General features: G+C 69.4%; 15 protein-coding genes. 10 read left to right on the forward strand and 5 right to left on the reverse strand.

Annotated features, from left to right (window positions below; all coding sequences use genetic code 11):
• On the reverse strand, positions 1–1,325 hold a 1,325-nt coding region (locus tag VP06_RS08530; RefSeq protein ID WP_048463358.1), incomplete at its 3' end, for a hypothetical protein.
• Between the two features lie 399 nt (positions 1,326–1,724).
• Here VP06_RS08530 and VP06_RS37995 point away from each other — a divergent pair.
• On the forward strand, positions 1,725–2,039 hold the full coding sequence (locus VP06_RS37995; protein WP_048463359.1) for a hypothetical protein: 315 nt from the start codon (positions 1,725–1,727) through the stop codon (positions 2,037–2,039).
• A gap of 78 nt (positions 2,040–2,117) precedes the next feature.
• Here the strand turns inward: VP06_RS37995 and VP06_RS08540 are convergent, their stop codons facing one another.
• From VP06_RS08540 to arsH, 4 genes are all read right to left on the reverse strand, one after another.
• Complete coding sequence (locus tag VP06_RS08540) at positions 2,118–3,896, reverse strand: ABC-three component system protein (protein WP_048463360.1); 1,779 nt, start codon at positions 3,894–3,896, stop codon at positions 2,118–2,120.
• Positions 3,893–4,147: an ABC-three component system middle component 6 gene (locus VP06_RS08545; protein ID WP_048463361.1), complete on the reverse strand. Its 255-nt coding sequence runs from the start codon at positions 4,145–4,147 to the stop codon at positions 3,893–3,895. Before VP06_RS08545 ends, VP06_RS08540 begins: the two co-directional genes overlap by 4 nt.
• The gene (locus VP06_RS08550) at positions 4,144–5,088 is read right to left on the reverse strand and encodes an ABC-three component system protein (protein WP_048463362.1); all 945 of its coding nucleotides are present in this window, start codon (positions 5,086–5,088) and stop codon (positions 4,144–4,146) included. The genes VP06_RS08545 and VP06_RS08550 overlap by 4 nt, the downstream gene beginning before the upstream one ends.
• Before the next feature lie 309 nt (positions 5,089–5,397).
• A complete protein-coding gene (gene arsH / locus VP06_RS08555) occupies positions 5,398–6,144 on the reverse strand; it encodes an arsenical resistance protein ArsH (RefSeq protein ID WP_048463363.1) in 747 nt (248 codons plus the stop codon).
• A gap of 50 nt (positions 6,145–6,194) precedes the next feature.
• Between arsH and VP06_RS08560 the strand changes: the two genes are divergently transcribed.
• The 9 genes from VP06_RS08560 to VP06_RS08600 all read left to right on the forward strand — a co-directional run bounded on the left by VP06_RS08560 (position 6,195) and on the right by VP06_RS08600 (position 15,312).
• Entirely contained in the window at positions 6,195–6,554 is a 360-nt protein-coding gene (locus VP06_RS08560) for an ArsR/SmtB family transcription factor (RefSeq protein WP_048463364.1), read from the forward strand.
• Positions 6,547–6,984, forward strand: coding sequence for an arsenate reductase (glutaredoxin) (gene arsC / locus VP06_RS08565; RefSeq protein ID WP_048463365.1), 438 nt, complete (start codon positions 6,547–6,549; stop codon positions 6,982–6,984). Before VP06_RS08560 ends, arsC begins: the two co-directional genes overlap by 8 nt.
• Positions 6,985–6,990: 6 nt before the next feature.
• The gene (gene arsB / locus VP06_RS08570; RefSeq protein WP_048463366.1) at positions 6,991–8,058 is read left to right on the forward strand and encodes an ACR3 family arsenite efflux transporter; all 1,068 of its coding nucleotides are present in this window, start codon (positions 6,991–6,993) and stop codon (positions 8,056–8,058) included.
• The gene (locus tag VP06_RS08575) at positions 8,048–9,217 is read left to right on the forward strand and encodes an MFS transporter (protein ID WP_048463367.1); all 1,170 of its coding nucleotides are present in this window, start codon (positions 8,048–8,050) and stop codon (positions 9,215–9,217) included. Before arsB ends, VP06_RS08575 begins: the two co-directional genes overlap by 11 nt.
• A gap of 146 nt (positions 9,218–9,363) precedes the next feature.
• A complete protein-coding gene (locus tag VP06_RS34655) occupies positions 9,364–9,591 on the forward strand; it encodes a hypothetical protein (RefSeq protein WP_082167272.1) in 228 nt (75 codons plus the stop codon).
• A 134-nt stretch (positions 9,592–9,725) separates the two neighbouring features.
• Positions 9,726–10,136 (forward strand): hypothetical protein, encoded by a 411-nt coding sequence (locus VP06_RS08585; protein ID WP_048463386.1) that lies wholly within the window; start codon positions 9,726–9,728, stop codon positions 10,134–10,136.
• Between the two features lie 81 nt (positions 10,137–10,217).
• A complete protein-coding gene (locus VP06_RS08590) occupies positions 10,218–10,628 on the forward strand; it encodes a FixH family protein (protein ID WP_048463369.1) in 411 nt (136 codons plus the stop codon).
• The gene (locus VP06_RS08595) at positions 10,625–12,142 is read left to right on the forward strand and encodes an efflux RND transporter periplasmic adaptor subunit (RefSeq protein WP_048463370.1); all 1,518 of its coding nucleotides are present in this window, start codon (positions 10,625–10,627) and stop codon (positions 12,140–12,142) included. The genes VP06_RS08590 and VP06_RS08595 overlap by 4 nt, the downstream gene beginning before the upstream one ends.
• Positions 12,139–15,312 (forward strand): efflux RND transporter permease subunit, encoded by a 3,174-nt coding sequence (locus VP06_RS08600; protein ID WP_048463371.1) that lies wholly within the window; start codon positions 12,139–12,141, stop codon positions 15,310–15,312. Before VP06_RS08595 ends, VP06_RS08600 begins: the two co-directional genes overlap by 4 nt.
• Positions 15,313–15,326 lie beyond the last annotated feature (14 nt).

Consider the following 15,326-nt stretch of genomic DNA (forward strand, 5'->3'; position numbering starts at 1 on the left):
GGGGCGCCCGGCCCCGCCCCCGCACAGTGTAGGCGAACGACGGGGTAAACCGTTGAACTAGAACCGGAAAGCTTGTTGCGGGTCCGCTCCAGGACTTCGCCCATGACCCCCTCGACGAACCCCTGGTGTCGGGCTTGGACGTTGAAGGAGTCGTGCACCGGCAGGCATGGCACCGAGGCCTTCGCGCAGGCATCCATGACCTGTCCTGCCATCTCGCAGTCGATGCGCATGAGCCTCACGCCCATGTCCGACCCGAACATGTGCCTGATGCCTTCGTGCCGCTCTTCGATGCGGGCCATCACCGCCTTCGTGCCATCCCAGGTCATGCTGAGCGGCCACTTCCTGCGGCCCTTCTTGTCGCGCTCGAACCGCTTCAGCATCAGCGACCGTGCGGTTGCCACAGGGTCCGCGGCGTTGATGTAGGTGTTCACAGCACCCTTCAGTTGGTTCCGGCTGACGCCCTCCGCCCCCGGCACTTCGTAGGCATCCCCGTCGAGGCGTAACCCGCACATGGCGTAGGCGAGGTCGAGGTGCAGGCAACTCCAATCCGGTTCCTCTTCGCAGACGGGGAGCCCGTTCAGGAGAAGCTCGGACCGACGCACGCCGGGCAGGCCGGTCCACGGCCCGTACATCCGCCCATGCAAGTCGAAGCTCCGCCGGGCGAACATCTGGACCATGAAGGGGTATGGCTCGGATTGGACGCAGGTCCACTCGCCCTTGTCCGAGAGCGCCCACCAGTGGTGGTCCGAGAACCGCCAAAGCCCCTTCGCCACAGCCGCCGGGTCGACCGTCAGGCAGATGTCGGCGATGGCCTCGTTGCGGCGCTCCATGGTCCGCACGATGCGGTCGACCTTCTGGGTGCGAGGAAGCGGTAGCGGATCGCCGTTCTCGTCCCGGAGCAGCACAGGCACGCGGGGGCGACGGTGCTCGATGGCTTCGCCCCGCATGGCCTGCACGAGGGACTCGGTCGCCCAGAAGGCCGACTGCAGCCGGTCGGCCTTTTCCTCGGCAAGATGGGCGCCGCGCTTGGCCCGGAAGCCTTCGAGCAAGCCCATCTTCGTCAAGGTGTCGACGGTGCCGAGGACGCGGGTGCGACCAAACGGGATGTCGGCATAGCGGTCGAGCTTCCACCACTCGCCCGAGCGCGAGTAGCTTATCCGGCCGCCGCCGCCATCGTGCCGGACGAGGGCCTGGCCGATGATGGCGCGCTGGACCGCGCGGTCGTCGCGCGTGCGTCCGAGAGGGATGCCGAGGCGCGTCAAGGCTGCCTCCGGCACGTGATGGGCGAAGGATAAGGGCGCGTCGTCGCCCTGGCTGAAACGCATGTGCTGGACCCGTTGACCCGGTCTCGCGGCTCGACGGGGCACCACACCCGACGCGCGAACCCCAGCATCGTCCGCGCGTCGCAAGCAATTGAAAAGCCCGGGCAATCGGGCTCGGCAGGCAGGTCCGCAGACCACCCCTCGCAGAAGGCGAGGAAACGGGGGCTACGCCGGCCTTAAGGAACGGGTGGGTCGCCAGTCGGAAAATAAAAATCCCCCCACCAGGCGGCCTTCCCTGGGCGCCTCGAACGGCGGTTCCGCGCGGAAAAATTGGTCGGGGGCGATGCGGGCTTCAGGAAAGGCGTTCCAATTCTGCGCGCCGGCGCGTCGAGGCCGGCTGCTCCATGTCCCGCTGCCGCGTAGCCTGGAACGGGGCACGCCCGGCGGTCCAACCTGCCGGGCATGAGCGCCAAGTTCCGTGTCAGCATCGCCACCGACGTCGCCCCCTCCATCGAGGCCTGGCGCGCCGCCGGCTGGGCCGTCGACGAGGTCGCCAAGCACGCCGTGCTCGGCATCCGGAAGGAGTTCCACAAGCACCTTCAGTCGAACACACCGTGGATCGAGACCGCGATCAATTACAGGCGCCTAGCCGTACGTTTCATGACGAAGATTTCTTTGGGGATAGGCGTGCTCGCCTGGCCACAGATGGCTGGCAAGTGGCGGGGCGACCCGGTCCAGAGATCCGACGCTGGGCAGCGGACGTTTCCGGGGCGCTAACGCGGCGCACCTTCGCGGCCTCGCGAACGGTGCCGCAGCCTGCTGTCGGAAAGGCAAGGTCCCAGCCGCTGATCAGGCTCACTTAAGCTCGAAGCGGATGCCGAATAGGCCTCCTCCCTCGTCGTCGGACAGACGCGGGTCCAGGATGTCATCTGCGATCTCCGCGTCCAGTCCGAGCAACGGGAGGGTCTCGGAGTTCAGGGCGACGATGTATTGCCCCCCGAGGTCGCCGATGACGGACTTGCCGAGGAGCAGGGCCGAGCGGACCTGCCGCGGATCGACGCCGTCGAAGAGGTGGCTGTCGTGGACGAGGAATCCGGGGCCGCCGGCGAAGCGCTCCCGCGCAGCCTGATAAAGCATCAGGTCGAAGCAGAAGATCTCCATGTGGTCGATGCCGCCGCGGTTACCGTCACCCTGGATGGTGATGCGGAACTCCGGTCCCTTGCTCGTCGCGTCGACGATCAGGTTGCCCCGGCGGTCGTCGTAGAGGCCCGAGATCGCGGCATCGATGCGCCGCATGGCGGTTCGGAGGACACCCTCGCGCTGCCGGTGGTCGGCCTGAAGCCGCTCGTGGAGGGTCAGCCGCTCGATCTGCGCCTGGTTCTTCTTGCCCTCCAGGATCTCCGCGTTGCGTAGCTTCTCCCGGAGCAGCGTGGCCTGCATCTCCAGGGTGGCGAGTTCCTCGCCCATCCTGGTGAAGTCGTCGAGCGCGCCCTTCCCGGCCAGGACCTGCATGATCTGCGATTGCCGGCCGTCGAGGACCTCCATCTCGGCTTCTAGCGCCGCGATCCTGGCATGGGTCTCCGCAACCTGCTCGGCCAGATGCGCTTTGCGGTTCTCGACCACCGAGAGCTGGAACGACTTGACGTCGTCGAACCGGCGCAGGACGACGCCGGGCAGCTCGATGCCCGCCGACCTGTAGATTCGCTCCAGCACCGCGTATTCCGGCGGCCGCTCGACCTCGGATACGCGCTGTAGGTGCTCGATGGTCTGCCGCGCCTGCACGAGCTCGTGCCCGATGGCCTTGATGCGACGGCGCGCGTCGGCGGCCACGCGGGCGAAGGTCCGGTACTCCTCCAACACCTCGAAGTTCGCCGTCTGCTCGCGCAGGCGAGCCATCCTGTCCTCGATCCGGTTGAGCTCCGGCCGGATCTCGGCCGCGGATCCGAACATACGGCCAAACGCGCCCTCGCGGATGGCCTTCTTCAACTCGCGCAGGCTCGCCTCGCGAAGCCGCAGCTCCTCGATGTCGCGCGGCACGCGCCAGTCGAGGCCGATGAGGTACGAGAGGTTGATCTGCCAGTCGCTGGACTGCTGCTTGTCGCCCTGGCGCTCGGGCGACTGGAAGCCGCCGACCTTGTTGCGCCGGACGAAGTAGCTGACCATCGAGCGGAAGCTCGGGCTGAACGAAGCGCCGAGCTCGGTGCCATTGGGATTGTGCGGGAGCCCGAACCAATGGTGGCCGAGGAGCTCGCGCCATCTCTTGACCGGCAGGTACGGCCGATTAGCCTTCTTGTCTTGGGACAGCTCGACGCCCAGGAGGGCTGCGTCGTTCGGGTCGAGCAGGATCTGGTTCGCGTTGTCCCCCCGACGGGACACCGACACCTCGTGACCGCCAAGCCGAAACGTGCCGTGGAAGGCGTAGGCCGCCAGTTCCGGGACCTGGAACATGGAACCCTTGCCGGCATCTGACCCCAGCAGGAAATGGATGACCTCGATGGCGCTGGTCTTCCCCGCGCTGTTGCGGGTCTGCCTATCAGTCGACTCCTCTGTCCGGTCCGCTACGAGGACGTTGAGCCCCTCGCGGAAGTTGAGCGCCTTGAAGCTCGGGAGGTCGCTGGAGATGCCGAGGATCATCGCGGCCCACCGCGCGGGGCGATGAGCCCTCCTTCGACGAGCTCGATGGCGGAGACCGCATTCAGGAAGCAGAGCGCCAGGACGAACCAGTCGAACGACAGGGGCGAGGCGTCAGGTCGCCGGGCACGGGCCGCGCGGACCGCGTCCCAGATGGCGGAGACGCTGCTCGGGCCATCGAGCACGGCCAGGATGTCGGCCCCAACGCCGATCAGCGCCCGGTCGTGGCGCAGATGCTTGGCCGGCAGGATCACGCGGCCACCTCGATGGGCGGCCGGTCCTTGAAGACCGTGCAGGCGTCGAAGAGGTAGGCCAGGAGGCTCCAGGCGGCGACGTCGCGCTCCTGTGTCGGGTTCCCGGTCCCGACGATGCCGTCGTACAGCCCGAGCATGATCTCGTTGGAGGTGAGGTCCTGCAGGTCGAGGTCCTTGTAGCGGCGGCGGAACTCGTTCGCGAGGGTGATGCCGAGGAGCGGGTTCGGATCGTTGAGGATGTGAGCCCGGACGATGTCCGCGTTCGTCTGCCCCATCGCGATCTTGCGGGCCACGGCCCCGGTGATGGCGTTGTAGCGCAGCTTGTCCCGGGGCACCGACGCGGCATCGTCGTCCTCCGGCAGGTCGTCCGAGATGGCCTTCACGACGGCATGCAGGACGGCCACGACCTCGGGCGGCTGAAGGTTCTCGAAATCGGCCAGCGTCGCTGCACGCCCGATGAGGCGGACGACATCCGGTTCCTCAAGGGCGAAGATCACCTTCTTGAAGCTCATCTTCCCGAAGAGGTGCAGCTGGTGCTGCGGGTTCGCCAACCGCAGCTCCTCGATCTTGGCCAGGGGTTCCGCGGTGGGACCGTCCACGAAGTTGTGGACCATGTGCCAGCGGGTCATCCGCGTCCAATGGCGCGCAGCCCCCCGGTAGTCGGTCTCCATCTTCTTCGTGAGGGTTTTGTTGACCGACTTGCGGTTCTCCCCGCCCTTCGCCGCCCCGTAGCACTGGAAGACCTCGGCCGTGGTGTGCAGGAACCCGTCGCACTTGCGGTCGCCGGCGCGTCCGGAGGCGGCCACGCGCTCGAACTCCTCGCCGTGACGCATCTCCATCATCGTCGCGAAGAAATTCTCGAACTCCTCGCCGTGGGTCCGGTAGAGCTTCAGGTCGAGGGCGTCGTGCCAGTCGCCTTGCTTGTCTGCGGGGATGGGCATGTGCCGGCGGTGCTTCTGGCTGATGGAATCGCGCTAATGCGCCATGGGAAGCCTAGCAGCACTCCGAGCAACCAACACCTGGCGCAGCCTTGTCGGTAACAGGCGAGTTGGCGCACGGTTCGCGGGCCGGCTCGCAGGCACCGACAGGCTGCGGGCCTGGGGTTTTTGGACCGCGACGTCACCGGCGGCCAGTCACTCCGCTTGGTGCAGAGCCTCGTACGACCGCCGGCACACGCCGCGATCCTGCTCCTCTTGCCCGCGAGGGTCTGGCGGCACGGCGAAGCGCCACAGTGCCCTCACCGGCGATGCCTACCGCTTCACGAACCCGATGTCGGCGGCGACGCCCTTGAGCCGGTCGGGCTCACGCTCCTTCCGCTCCGAGTAGCGGTCGACGAGATAATCGGCCCGCCCGCGGGTCAGGAGCGTGAACTTCATCAGCTCCTCGCAGACGTCCACCACCCGGTCGTAGAGCGGCCCCGGCCTCATGCGGCCGGCGTCGTCAAACTCCTTGTAGGCCATCGGTACCGACGACTGGTTCGGGATGGTGATCATCCGCATCCAGCGCCCAAGCACCCGCAGGCTGTTGACCGCATTGAAGCTCTGCGACCCACCTGAGACCTGCATGACGGCGAGCGTTCGCCCTTGGGTCGGTCGCACCGAGCCCTCGCTCAGCGGCAGCCAATCGACCTGGGCCTTCATCACGCCAGTAAGGTTGCCGTGCCGCTCGGGGCTGACCCAGACCTGCCCTTCCGACCAAATCGAGAGCTGCCGCAGCTCCTGCACCTTCGGATGGTCTGGGGTCGCGTCGTCGGGCAGCGGCAGGCCGTCCGCGTGGAAGATGCGGACCTCGCCGCCCATCGCCTCCAGAAGCCGGGCCGCCTCGTGGGCGAGGAAGCGGCTGAACGAGCGCTCCCGAAGCGAGCCGTAGAGGATCAGGAAGCGCGGTGCGTGGTCGAGCGGCGCGGGCGCCAGCACCCGCTCCGAGGTCGGCATCTTAAAGTGCGCCTCGGAGAGGTTCGGCATCCCGTCGACGAACGGCTGTTGGGGCTTGTCCACGCGGCAGTCATCCCATACGTTTCAACGAACGTTGGATAGATGGACCAATCATGGATGAACGGCAAGCCGTCGCCGCATTCGCCGCCCTCGGCCAGGAACACCGGCTCCGGGTCGTACGTGCGCTGGTCACCGCCGGGCCGGACGGTCTCGCCGCCGGGGCGCTTGCGGCCGAGGTCGGGGTCGCGAGCACCAACCTATCCTTCCACCTGAAGGAGCTCTCCCATGCCGGGCTGATCACGTCCCGGCGCGAGGGCAAGTCGGTCATCTACAGCGCCGCCTATGGCGGCTTGTCCGACCTGATCGCGTTCCTGATGCGCGACTGCTGCCAGGGCCGACCCGAGGTCTGCGCCCCCGCCGTCGCCGCCCTGTCCGCCTGCGATTGCCCCACCGGAGACACCGCCCATGCCTGAGGCGTTCGACGTCGTCGTCTACCACAACCCCGCCTGCGGCACGTCCCGCAATACCCTGGCGATGATCCGCAACGCCGGGGTCGAGCCGCACGTGGTCGAGTACCTCAAGACACCCCCAAACCGGGCGCTCATCCGCCAGCTTCTCGCCCGCGCCGGCCTCTCGGTCCGCGAGGTGCTGCGCGAGAAGGGCACGCCCTACGCCGAGCTCGACCTCGCTGACCTGGCGCTGACCGACGAGCAACTCCTCGACGCGGTCGAGGCGCACCCGGTCCTGCTGAACCGCCCGCTCGTGGTCAGCCCGAAGGGCGTGCGCCTGTGCCGGCCCTCCGAGGCGGTGCTGGACCTACTCCCTGCTCAGCATGGCGAGTTCGTGAAGGAGGACGGCGAGCGCGTCGTCGACGAGCGCGGCCGCCGCGTCGCCACCGCCTGAGGCACCATGAGCACTTTCGAGCGCTACCTGACCGTCTGGGTCGGGCTCTGCATCGTGGCCGGCATCGCGCTCGGCCACGTCATGCCGGGCTTCTTCCACGCCGTCGGCGCGGCTGAGGTCGCCAAGGTGAACCTGCCGGTCGCCGTCCTGATCTGGCTCATGGTCATCCCCATGCTGCTCAAGATCGACTTCGCCTCGCTGCGGCACGTCGGTCGGCACTGGCGCGGCATCGGCGTGACGCTGTTCATCAACTGGGCGGTGAAGCCGTTCTCGATGGCCGCGCTCGGCTGGCTCTTCGTGGGCTACCTCTTCCGCCCCTACCTGTCCGCCGACCAGATCGACAGCTACATCGCCGGGCTCATCATCCTGGCGGCGGCACCCTGCACCGCCATGGTGTTCGTCTGGTCGAACCTGACCCGCGGCGAGCCGCACTTCACCCTGAGCCAGGTCGCGCTTAATGACAGCATCATGGTGGTGGCCTTCGCGCCGATCGTCGGCCTGCTGCTCGGCCTCTCGGCCATCACGGTGCCCTGGGGCACGCTGGTGCTCTCGGTGGTGCTCTACATCGTCATCCCGGTGATCATCGCCCAGGTCGTGCGCCGGAGCCTCCTCGCCTCAGGCGGGCAGGCCGCCCTCGACCGGCTGCTCGCCCGGCTCGGACCGGTGTCGCTCGTCGCCCTCCTGGCCACGCTAGTGCTGCTGTTTGGCTTCCAGGGCGAGCAGATCCTGGCCCAGCCTGAGGTCATCGGGCTGCTCGCGGTGCCAATCCTGATCCAGGTCTACTTCAACTCCGGGCTCGCCTACCTCCTGAACCGCGCCGCGGGCGAGCAGCACTGCGTGGCCGGCCCCTCGGCGCTGATCGGCGCCTCGAACTTCTTCGAGCTCGCGGTGGCGGCCGCGATCAGCCTGTTCGGCTTCAACTCGGGCGCGGCGCTCGCCACCGTGGTCGGCGTGCTGATCGAGGTGCCGGTCATGCTCTCGGTCGTGTGGATCGTGAACCAGAGCCAGGGCTGGTACGAGCGCGGCGCGGCGGGCAAGAGAGCGGCCCTGAAGCCTGCGTCCCGTGAGGTCTGAGGCCCACGGCCGCCTCGCCGTCATCTCCGCCCTGGGCGTTGTCGAGATCCTCGCCTGGGGCTCGTCGTTCTACCTGCCGGCGGTGCTCGCCGGCCCCATCGCCGCCGACACCGGCTGGCCCCTCGCGTGGGTGGTCGGCGGCCTCTCCATCGGTCTCCTGGTGGCGGCAATCGCCTCGCCCCGGGTGGGGCTCGCCATCCACCGGCACGGGGGACGCCCGGTCCTGGCGCTCGCCGCGCTGCTGCTGGCGGCGGGCCACGTGGTGATCGGGCTGGCGCCGAACCTGCCGGTGTTCCTCGCCGGCTGGCTCCTGCTCGGGCTCGGGATGGGTTGCGGCCTCTATGACCCCGCCTTCGCGACGCTAGGCCGGCTCTACGGCGCCGAGGCGCGCCCGGCCATCACCACGCTGACCCTCTGGGGCGGGTTCGCGAGCACCGTCTGCTGGCCGCTCTCGGCCTTCCTCGTCGAGCAGGTCGGCTGGCGCGGCGCCTGCCTCGCCTATGCCGGGCTGCACCTCGCCGTGACCCTGCCGCTGGTGCTCGGTCTGATCCCGCCGGCGCCCGCGGCGCCCCCTGGCGCGGAGGGGACGCACGGGCACGGCGATCCGCTGACGCCGCGCGAGCGGCGGGCCTTCCTGCTGATGGCCGGCGTGCTGGTCCTGGGCGGTACGGTGATGACGCTGGTCTCGGTTCACCTGATCACGCTGCTCCAGGCCCGCGGCGTCGCGCTCGCAGCGGCTGTGTCCTACGGCGCTCTGATTGGGCCAGCCCAGGTCGGCGCCCGCATCGTGGAGATGGCCAACAAGGGCCGGCATCACCCGCTATGGACGCTGACCGTGGCCATGGTGCTGGTGGCAGCCGGCCTCGCGGTCCTTGCGGTGGGCGTGCCGACGGTCGGCGTCGCCCTGGTGCTCTACGGGGCCGGTAACGGGATCTACTCCATCGCCCGCGGCACCGTGCCGCTCGCGCTGTTCGGACCCGGACGTTACGCGACCCTGGTTGGGCGGCTCGCCCGGCCGGGCTTGGCAGCGCAGGCGCTCGCCCCGTCGCTCGGGGCCATGGTGCTTGCCTACGGCGGCGTGGACGCGGCCTACGCCCTGCTGCTGGCGCTCGCCCTGGCCAACGTCGTGCTAGTGGGAGCCCTCTGGAGCGCGAGGTAGAGGCGGCCAAGATACCTCCGCCGGGCGCCGCAGGCTGACCGGCGAAGGCGCGCCGCTCGCTGAACGGAAGCTGCGCGCCCGCTTCAGAACCGGTTCAATGCCGCACGTCCAGGTTGCCTTCACTCTCGAACCGGAAGGTCATCACCATGAAGGCACGTCTCGCAGGTCTCGCCGTCGCGGCGCTCATCCTGGTTCCCGGCACCGCCTCGGCGCAGTGGTATGGCCATGGTGCTCGGCACCACCACCATCACTGGGAGCACCACCAGCACCATGGCTACGGTCACCGCCATGGTCACGAGCGGCACCATCACCACGGTTACGACCGTCCCGTTCACTTCGACCGGGGCCACCACCATCACCATCACGGGTACTGACGACCTCGGAAGATCGCCGGGATCGACCGTACCGGTCCCGGCCGTCGCGGGCCCTTGACCTTCCCACCGTTGGAAGGGGCACCATGGCGGCCATCGACCTTCCGCGTGACCCGGAAAACTGGCATCGTCGATTCGTGACGTTCTGGCTCGCCCTCCGGCGGCTGCTCCCGCTCCTGGCGGTTCTCAGCCTCGCCTTGACGCCGGTGATCGCCTCCGCGGCCGCCACGGGCATGCACGCGTCCGCGACGGTTCAGGCTCGCGGCTCGCACGAGCCGATGCCTGCCATGGACCATGCCGGCATGGACATGGGCGGCATGAACATGGACGACATGCCCTGCTGCCCGCCGGAGAAGGCGGACAAGCCGGACTGCGCCCAGTCGGGCTGCCCGTTGATGGCGCTCTGCCTCGCCAGCGTCGCCTCTCTGCTGCCGAGCGCGATCGCCATCGCGGCGCCTAGCGCGACGCGTGCGGCACCGGCTTGGCCCGACACGGCGTCCTTCGACAGCCTGCACGGGCCACCGCTACCCGAGCCCCCCCGCGCCTGAACCCGATGCCGCCGGCGCTCGCGCCGGCACGGTGACGCGCGTCCGCGCCTCGCCATCCATCGTGTTCAGGAGATGAGACCCGTGACCAAGAACCCCTTCGCGCGCGCCGTGCCGGCCGCGCTGCTCGGCGCCGCCCTGACGACATCGACGTTCGCCCCGCCCGCCCTGGCGGACATCAAGGACTACCGCTTCGAACTCGTGCAGCAAGAGGCGAAGGTCGGCGAGGTCGTCATCGCCGTCCGGCTCGTCGACCAGCGGAGCGGCAAGCCGGTGACCGACGCCGTGGTCTTCGCCAAGCGCCTCGACATGGCCCCCGATGCCATGGAGGAGATGGCCACCAAGGTCGAGCAGGTCCCCTCGACCGAGCCCGGCGTCTACCGTTTCAAGGCCAAGCTCTCGATGCAGGGCCGCTGGCGCCTGTCGCTGGCCGCCAAGGTCCAGGGCGAGACCGGCACGGTCGAGGACAAGCTGGTCCTTCAGGCCGCGAAATGACCCGCTCGGCATGGTTCGCCGCTACCCTCGCCGCGCTCGCGGCGGGGGGCCTCGGCTATTGGGCCGGACAGCAGGACGGTCCCGTCCCGGCGCTCGTCGAACGGGCGAGGTCCGAGTACGTGCCGGCGCTGGTCGAGCGGGCCCGGCACGGCGTCGCCCGCTTGCTGCCCGCCGCGCAGGCGCCGGTCCCGTCCAAGCCCGCGTCCGGACCGGTGGTCTACTACCGGGACCCGGACGGGAAGCCCGTCTACTCGGCGTCGCCGATGGTGACGGCGGACGGGCGGGAGTTCCGGGCCGTCCGCGCCAGCGAGGACGTGCGCTTCGACGATGGGGATGGCGAAGCCATGCCCGCGGAAATGGCCAGGCACCACGCAGAGCCGGGCGAGGCGGCCAAGCCCGCCGGCGACGCCCGGCGCGTCCTCTACTACCGGAACCCGATGGGGCTGCCGGACACCTCGTCGGTGCCGAAAAAGGACTCGATGGGGATGGACTACATCCCCGTTTACGCGGGCGAGGACGAGGGCGGCGTCGTGAAGGTGTCGCCGGGCAAGGTCCAGCGCACCGGCGTGCGGACCGAGCTCGCGGAGCGCCGCGTCCTGTCGGTGCCGGTGCGGGCGCCGGGCAGCGTCGGGGAGGACGAGCGCCGCGTCTCCGTCATCGCCATGCGCACGGACGCCTTCATCGAGAAGGTCGAGCCGGTCACAACGGGCGACCACGTCCGCAGGGGCCAGCCGCTGCTGCGCCTGTTCGCGCCCGAGATCAACGCGGTCGCCGCCCAGTACCTGACCTCCATAGGCTACGAGGGCGGCCGCCGGCGGCTGGAGAACCTCGCCATCCCGCCGGAGGTCATCGACGAGATCGAGCGCACCCATAAGGTGCCACCCTCCATCACCTGGTCCGCGCCACGGGACGGCGTCGTAGTCGAGCGCAACGTCTCGGACGGGATGAAGGCCAAGTCCGGGGACGTCCTGTTCCGCATCGTCGACCATACGCGCGTCTGGGTACTGGCCGACGTGACCGAGCGCGACCTCGCCGGGGTGGCGGAGGGGCAGAAGGCGACGGTCCGGGCGCGGGCCTTCCCGGACCGGGCCTTCAGCGGGACGGTGACCCGGATCTACCCCCACCTCAACATGGAGACCCGAACCGCGCGGCTCCGCATCGAGCTGCCGAACCCCGACGGCGCGCTGCGCCCGTCGATGTACGCGGACGTCGAGATCGCGACGGGCGACGCCAAGCCGGTGGTGGCGGTGCCCGATGACGCGATCATCGACACCGGCGAGCGCCAGGTCGTGCTGCTCGACCGCGGCGAGGGCCGCTTCGAGCCGAAGGCCGTGAGGGTCGGCCTGCGCGGCCGGGGCTACGCCGAGATCCGCGAGGGCGTCACGGCCGGCGACCGCGTGGTCACCGCGGCGAACTTCCTGATCGACGCCGAGAGCAACTTGAAGGCGGCGCTGCAAGGCATGACCGCGCCCAAGGATGACCGACAGGCGGCGAGCGCGGGAGGCACGCCGTGATCGCGCGCCTTATCGGCTGGTCGGCCCGCAACCTCGTGCTGGTGCTGGTCGGGACCATGTTCGCCGTGGCGACCGGCGTCCTGGCGCTCAGGACCCTGCCGCTCGACGCCATCCCCGACCTCTCGGACGTGCAGGCCATCGTCTACACCGAGTACCCGGGGCAGGCGCCCCAGGTCGTCGAGGACCAGGTCACCTACCCGCTGACCACCGCCATGCTGACGGTGCCGAAGGCGAAGGTGGTGCGCGGCTTCTCCTTCTTCGGCGTGTCCTTCGTCTACGTGATCTTCGAGGACGGCACCGACCCGTACTGGGGCCGCTCGCGCGTGCTGGAGTACCTCAACGGCGCGGCGAGCCGCTTGCCGGCCGGGGTGACGCCGGCCCTCGGCCCCGACGCGACCGGCGTGGGCTGGGTCTACCAGTACGTGGTGGTGGCGCGTGAGCGGACGCTCGCCGAGCTGCGGTCGCTGCAGGATTGGATCATCCGCTTCGGCGCCTCGCGCGCCGAGGGCGTGGCCGAGGTCGCGGGCGTCGGCGGGTTCGTGAAGCAGTACAACGTCGTCGTCGACCCGAACCGACTGCGAGCCCAGGGCATCTCGCTCAACAAGCTCCGGGACGCCATCCGGTCGAGCAACGCCGACGTCGGCGGGCGCACGGTCGAACTCTCCGAGTTCGAGTTCATGGTGCGCGGGCGCGGTTACCTGAAGAGCGTCGCCGACATCGAGAACATCGTGCTCAAGACCGTGGGCGGCACGCCGCTGCGACTCCGGGACGTGGCCCGGGTCGAGCTCGGGCCGGACGAGCGGCGCGGCATCGCCGAGATGAACGGCGAGGGCGAGGTCGCCGGCGGCATCGTCCTGCAGCGCTTCGGCGCCAACGCCCTCAACGTGATCGAAGGCGTCAAGGCGAAGCTCGCCGAGGTCGCCAAGGGCCTGCCGGCCGGCACCGAGATCCTGCCGGTCTACGACCGCTCGCAACTCATCGACGCGGCCATCGATACCCTGCGCCACACGCTGGTCGAGGAGAGCATCGTCGTCTCCCTCGTCTGCGTCGTCTTCCTGCTGCACGTGCGCAGCGCGCTCGTGGCCATCCTGATGCTGCCAGTCGGCATCCTGATGGCCTTCGCCGGCATGAAGGCGCTCGGAATCGGCGCCAACATCATGTCGCTCGGCGGCATCGCCATCGCGGTCGGCGCCATGGTCGACGCCGCCATCGTCATGATCGAGAACGCCCACAAGCACCTGGAGCGGGCCCCCCCGGACAAGCCGCGGGTCGAGGTCCTCGTCGAGGCCGCCGCGGAGGTCGGGCCGTCGCTATTCTTCTCGCTCCTCGTGATCACGGTGAGCTTCCTGCCGATCTTCACCCTGGAGAGCCAGGAGGGACGGCTGTTCGGGCCGCTCGCCTTCACCAAGACCTTCGCCATGGCAGCGGCGGCGCTGCTGTCGGTGACCCTGGTGCCGGCCCTGATGGTGCTGTTCGTGCGCGGGCGCATCGTCCCGGAGCACCGCAATCCGCTGAACCGGCTCCTGATCTGGCTGTACCGGCCACTCATCGCCGGCGTTCTGCGGGCCCGGGTCCTCACCGTCCTGCTCGCCGTGGGCGTGCTGGCCGCGACCGCCTGGCCGGCACGGCAGCTCGGCTCCGAGTTCATGCCGGAGCTCAACGAGGGCACGCTGCTCTACATGCCAACCACACTGCCGGGTATCTCGGTGACCAAGGCCGGCGAGCTCCTCGCCACTCAGGACCGCATCATCAAGAGCTTCCCCGAGGTGGCCTCGGTCTACGGCAAGGCCGGGCGCGCCAACACGGCGACCGACCCCGCGCCGATGGAGATGTTCGAGACGGTCATCACCCTGAAGCCGAAGGCGGAGTGGCGCCCGGGCGTGACGCTCGTGAGCCTCAAGGCGGAGATGGACGCCGCCCTGCAGTTCCCGGGCGTGTCGAATGCCTGGACGCAGCCGATCCGCGCCCGCATCGACATGCTCTCGACTGGCATCCGCACGCCCGTGGGCGTGAAGGTGCTGGGCACCGACCTGAAGGAGATGGAGGGGGTCGCCCGCCAGGTCGAGACGGTGGTGCGGGGCGTGCCGGGCACGTCGAGCGCCTATGCCGAGCGGGTCATCGGGGGCTACTTCCTCGACATCACGCCGGACCGCGAAGCGCTCGGGCGCTACGGCCTGATGGTCGGGGACGTGCAGGACGTCGTCGCGACGGCCCTGAGTGGGCAGTCCGTGACGAACACGGTCGAGGGCCGCGAGCGCTACACCGTCAACGTGCGCTACCCGCGCGCCTTCCGCTCAGACCCGAAGGCCATCGCGACAGAGGTCCAGGTGCCGCTGCCCGCCGGTGGCACGGTGCCGCTCGGCGAGGTGGCCAAGGTCGAGCTGAGCCGGGGCCCAACCTCGATCCGCACCGAGAACGGGCAGCTCGCGGTCTACCTGTTCGTCGACATCGCCGGGCGCGACCTCGGCGGCTACGTCGCCGAGGCGCGCAAGGCGGTGGCAGACGCGGTGCGGCTGCCCCAGGGCACGACCCTGCAGTGGAGCGGGCAGTACGAGTACCTGGAGCGAGCGGAGGCGCGCCTCGCGGTCGTGGTGCCGCTGACGCTGCTGATCGTGTTCCTGCTGCTCTACCTGAACTTCCGACGCCTGACGGAGACGCTCATCGTGATGCTGTCGCTGCCTTTTGCCCTGGTCGGCGGGGTGTGGCTGCTTTGGTGGATGGGCTTCAACCTGTCGGTCGCTGTGGCGGTCGGCTTCATCGCCCTGGCCGGCGTCGCTGCCGAGACCGGGGTGATCATGCTGGTCTACCTCGACCACGCCCTCGACGAGGTCCGCGCCCAGTGCGAACGCGAGGGACGCCCGCTCGCGCGCCCGGACCTGCGCCGGGCCATCATGGTCGGCGCGGTCGAGCGGGTCCGGCCCAAGATGATGACGGTCGTCGCCATCATGGTGGGCCTGCTGCCCATCCTCTGGAGCACCGGTTCAGGCTCCGAGGTCATGCAGCGCATCGCGGTGCCGATGATCGGCGGGATGGTCTCCTCGACCGCGCTGACCCTGGTGGTCATCCCGGCGGTCTACGCCCTGGTGAAGGGGCGGGGCATGCCCCCGGCCGGCGCGCTCCGCCAGGGGACGGATGGTGAGGCGATGCGGCTGCCGCAGGCGGCCGAGTGAGAGGGAATGGGAGA

This window comes from Methylobacterium aquaticum, assembly GCF_001043915.1.
Taxonomy (GTDB): Bacteria; Pseudomonadota; Alphaproteobacteria; order Rhizobiales; family Beijerinckiaceae; genus Methylobacterium; species Methylobacterium aquaticum.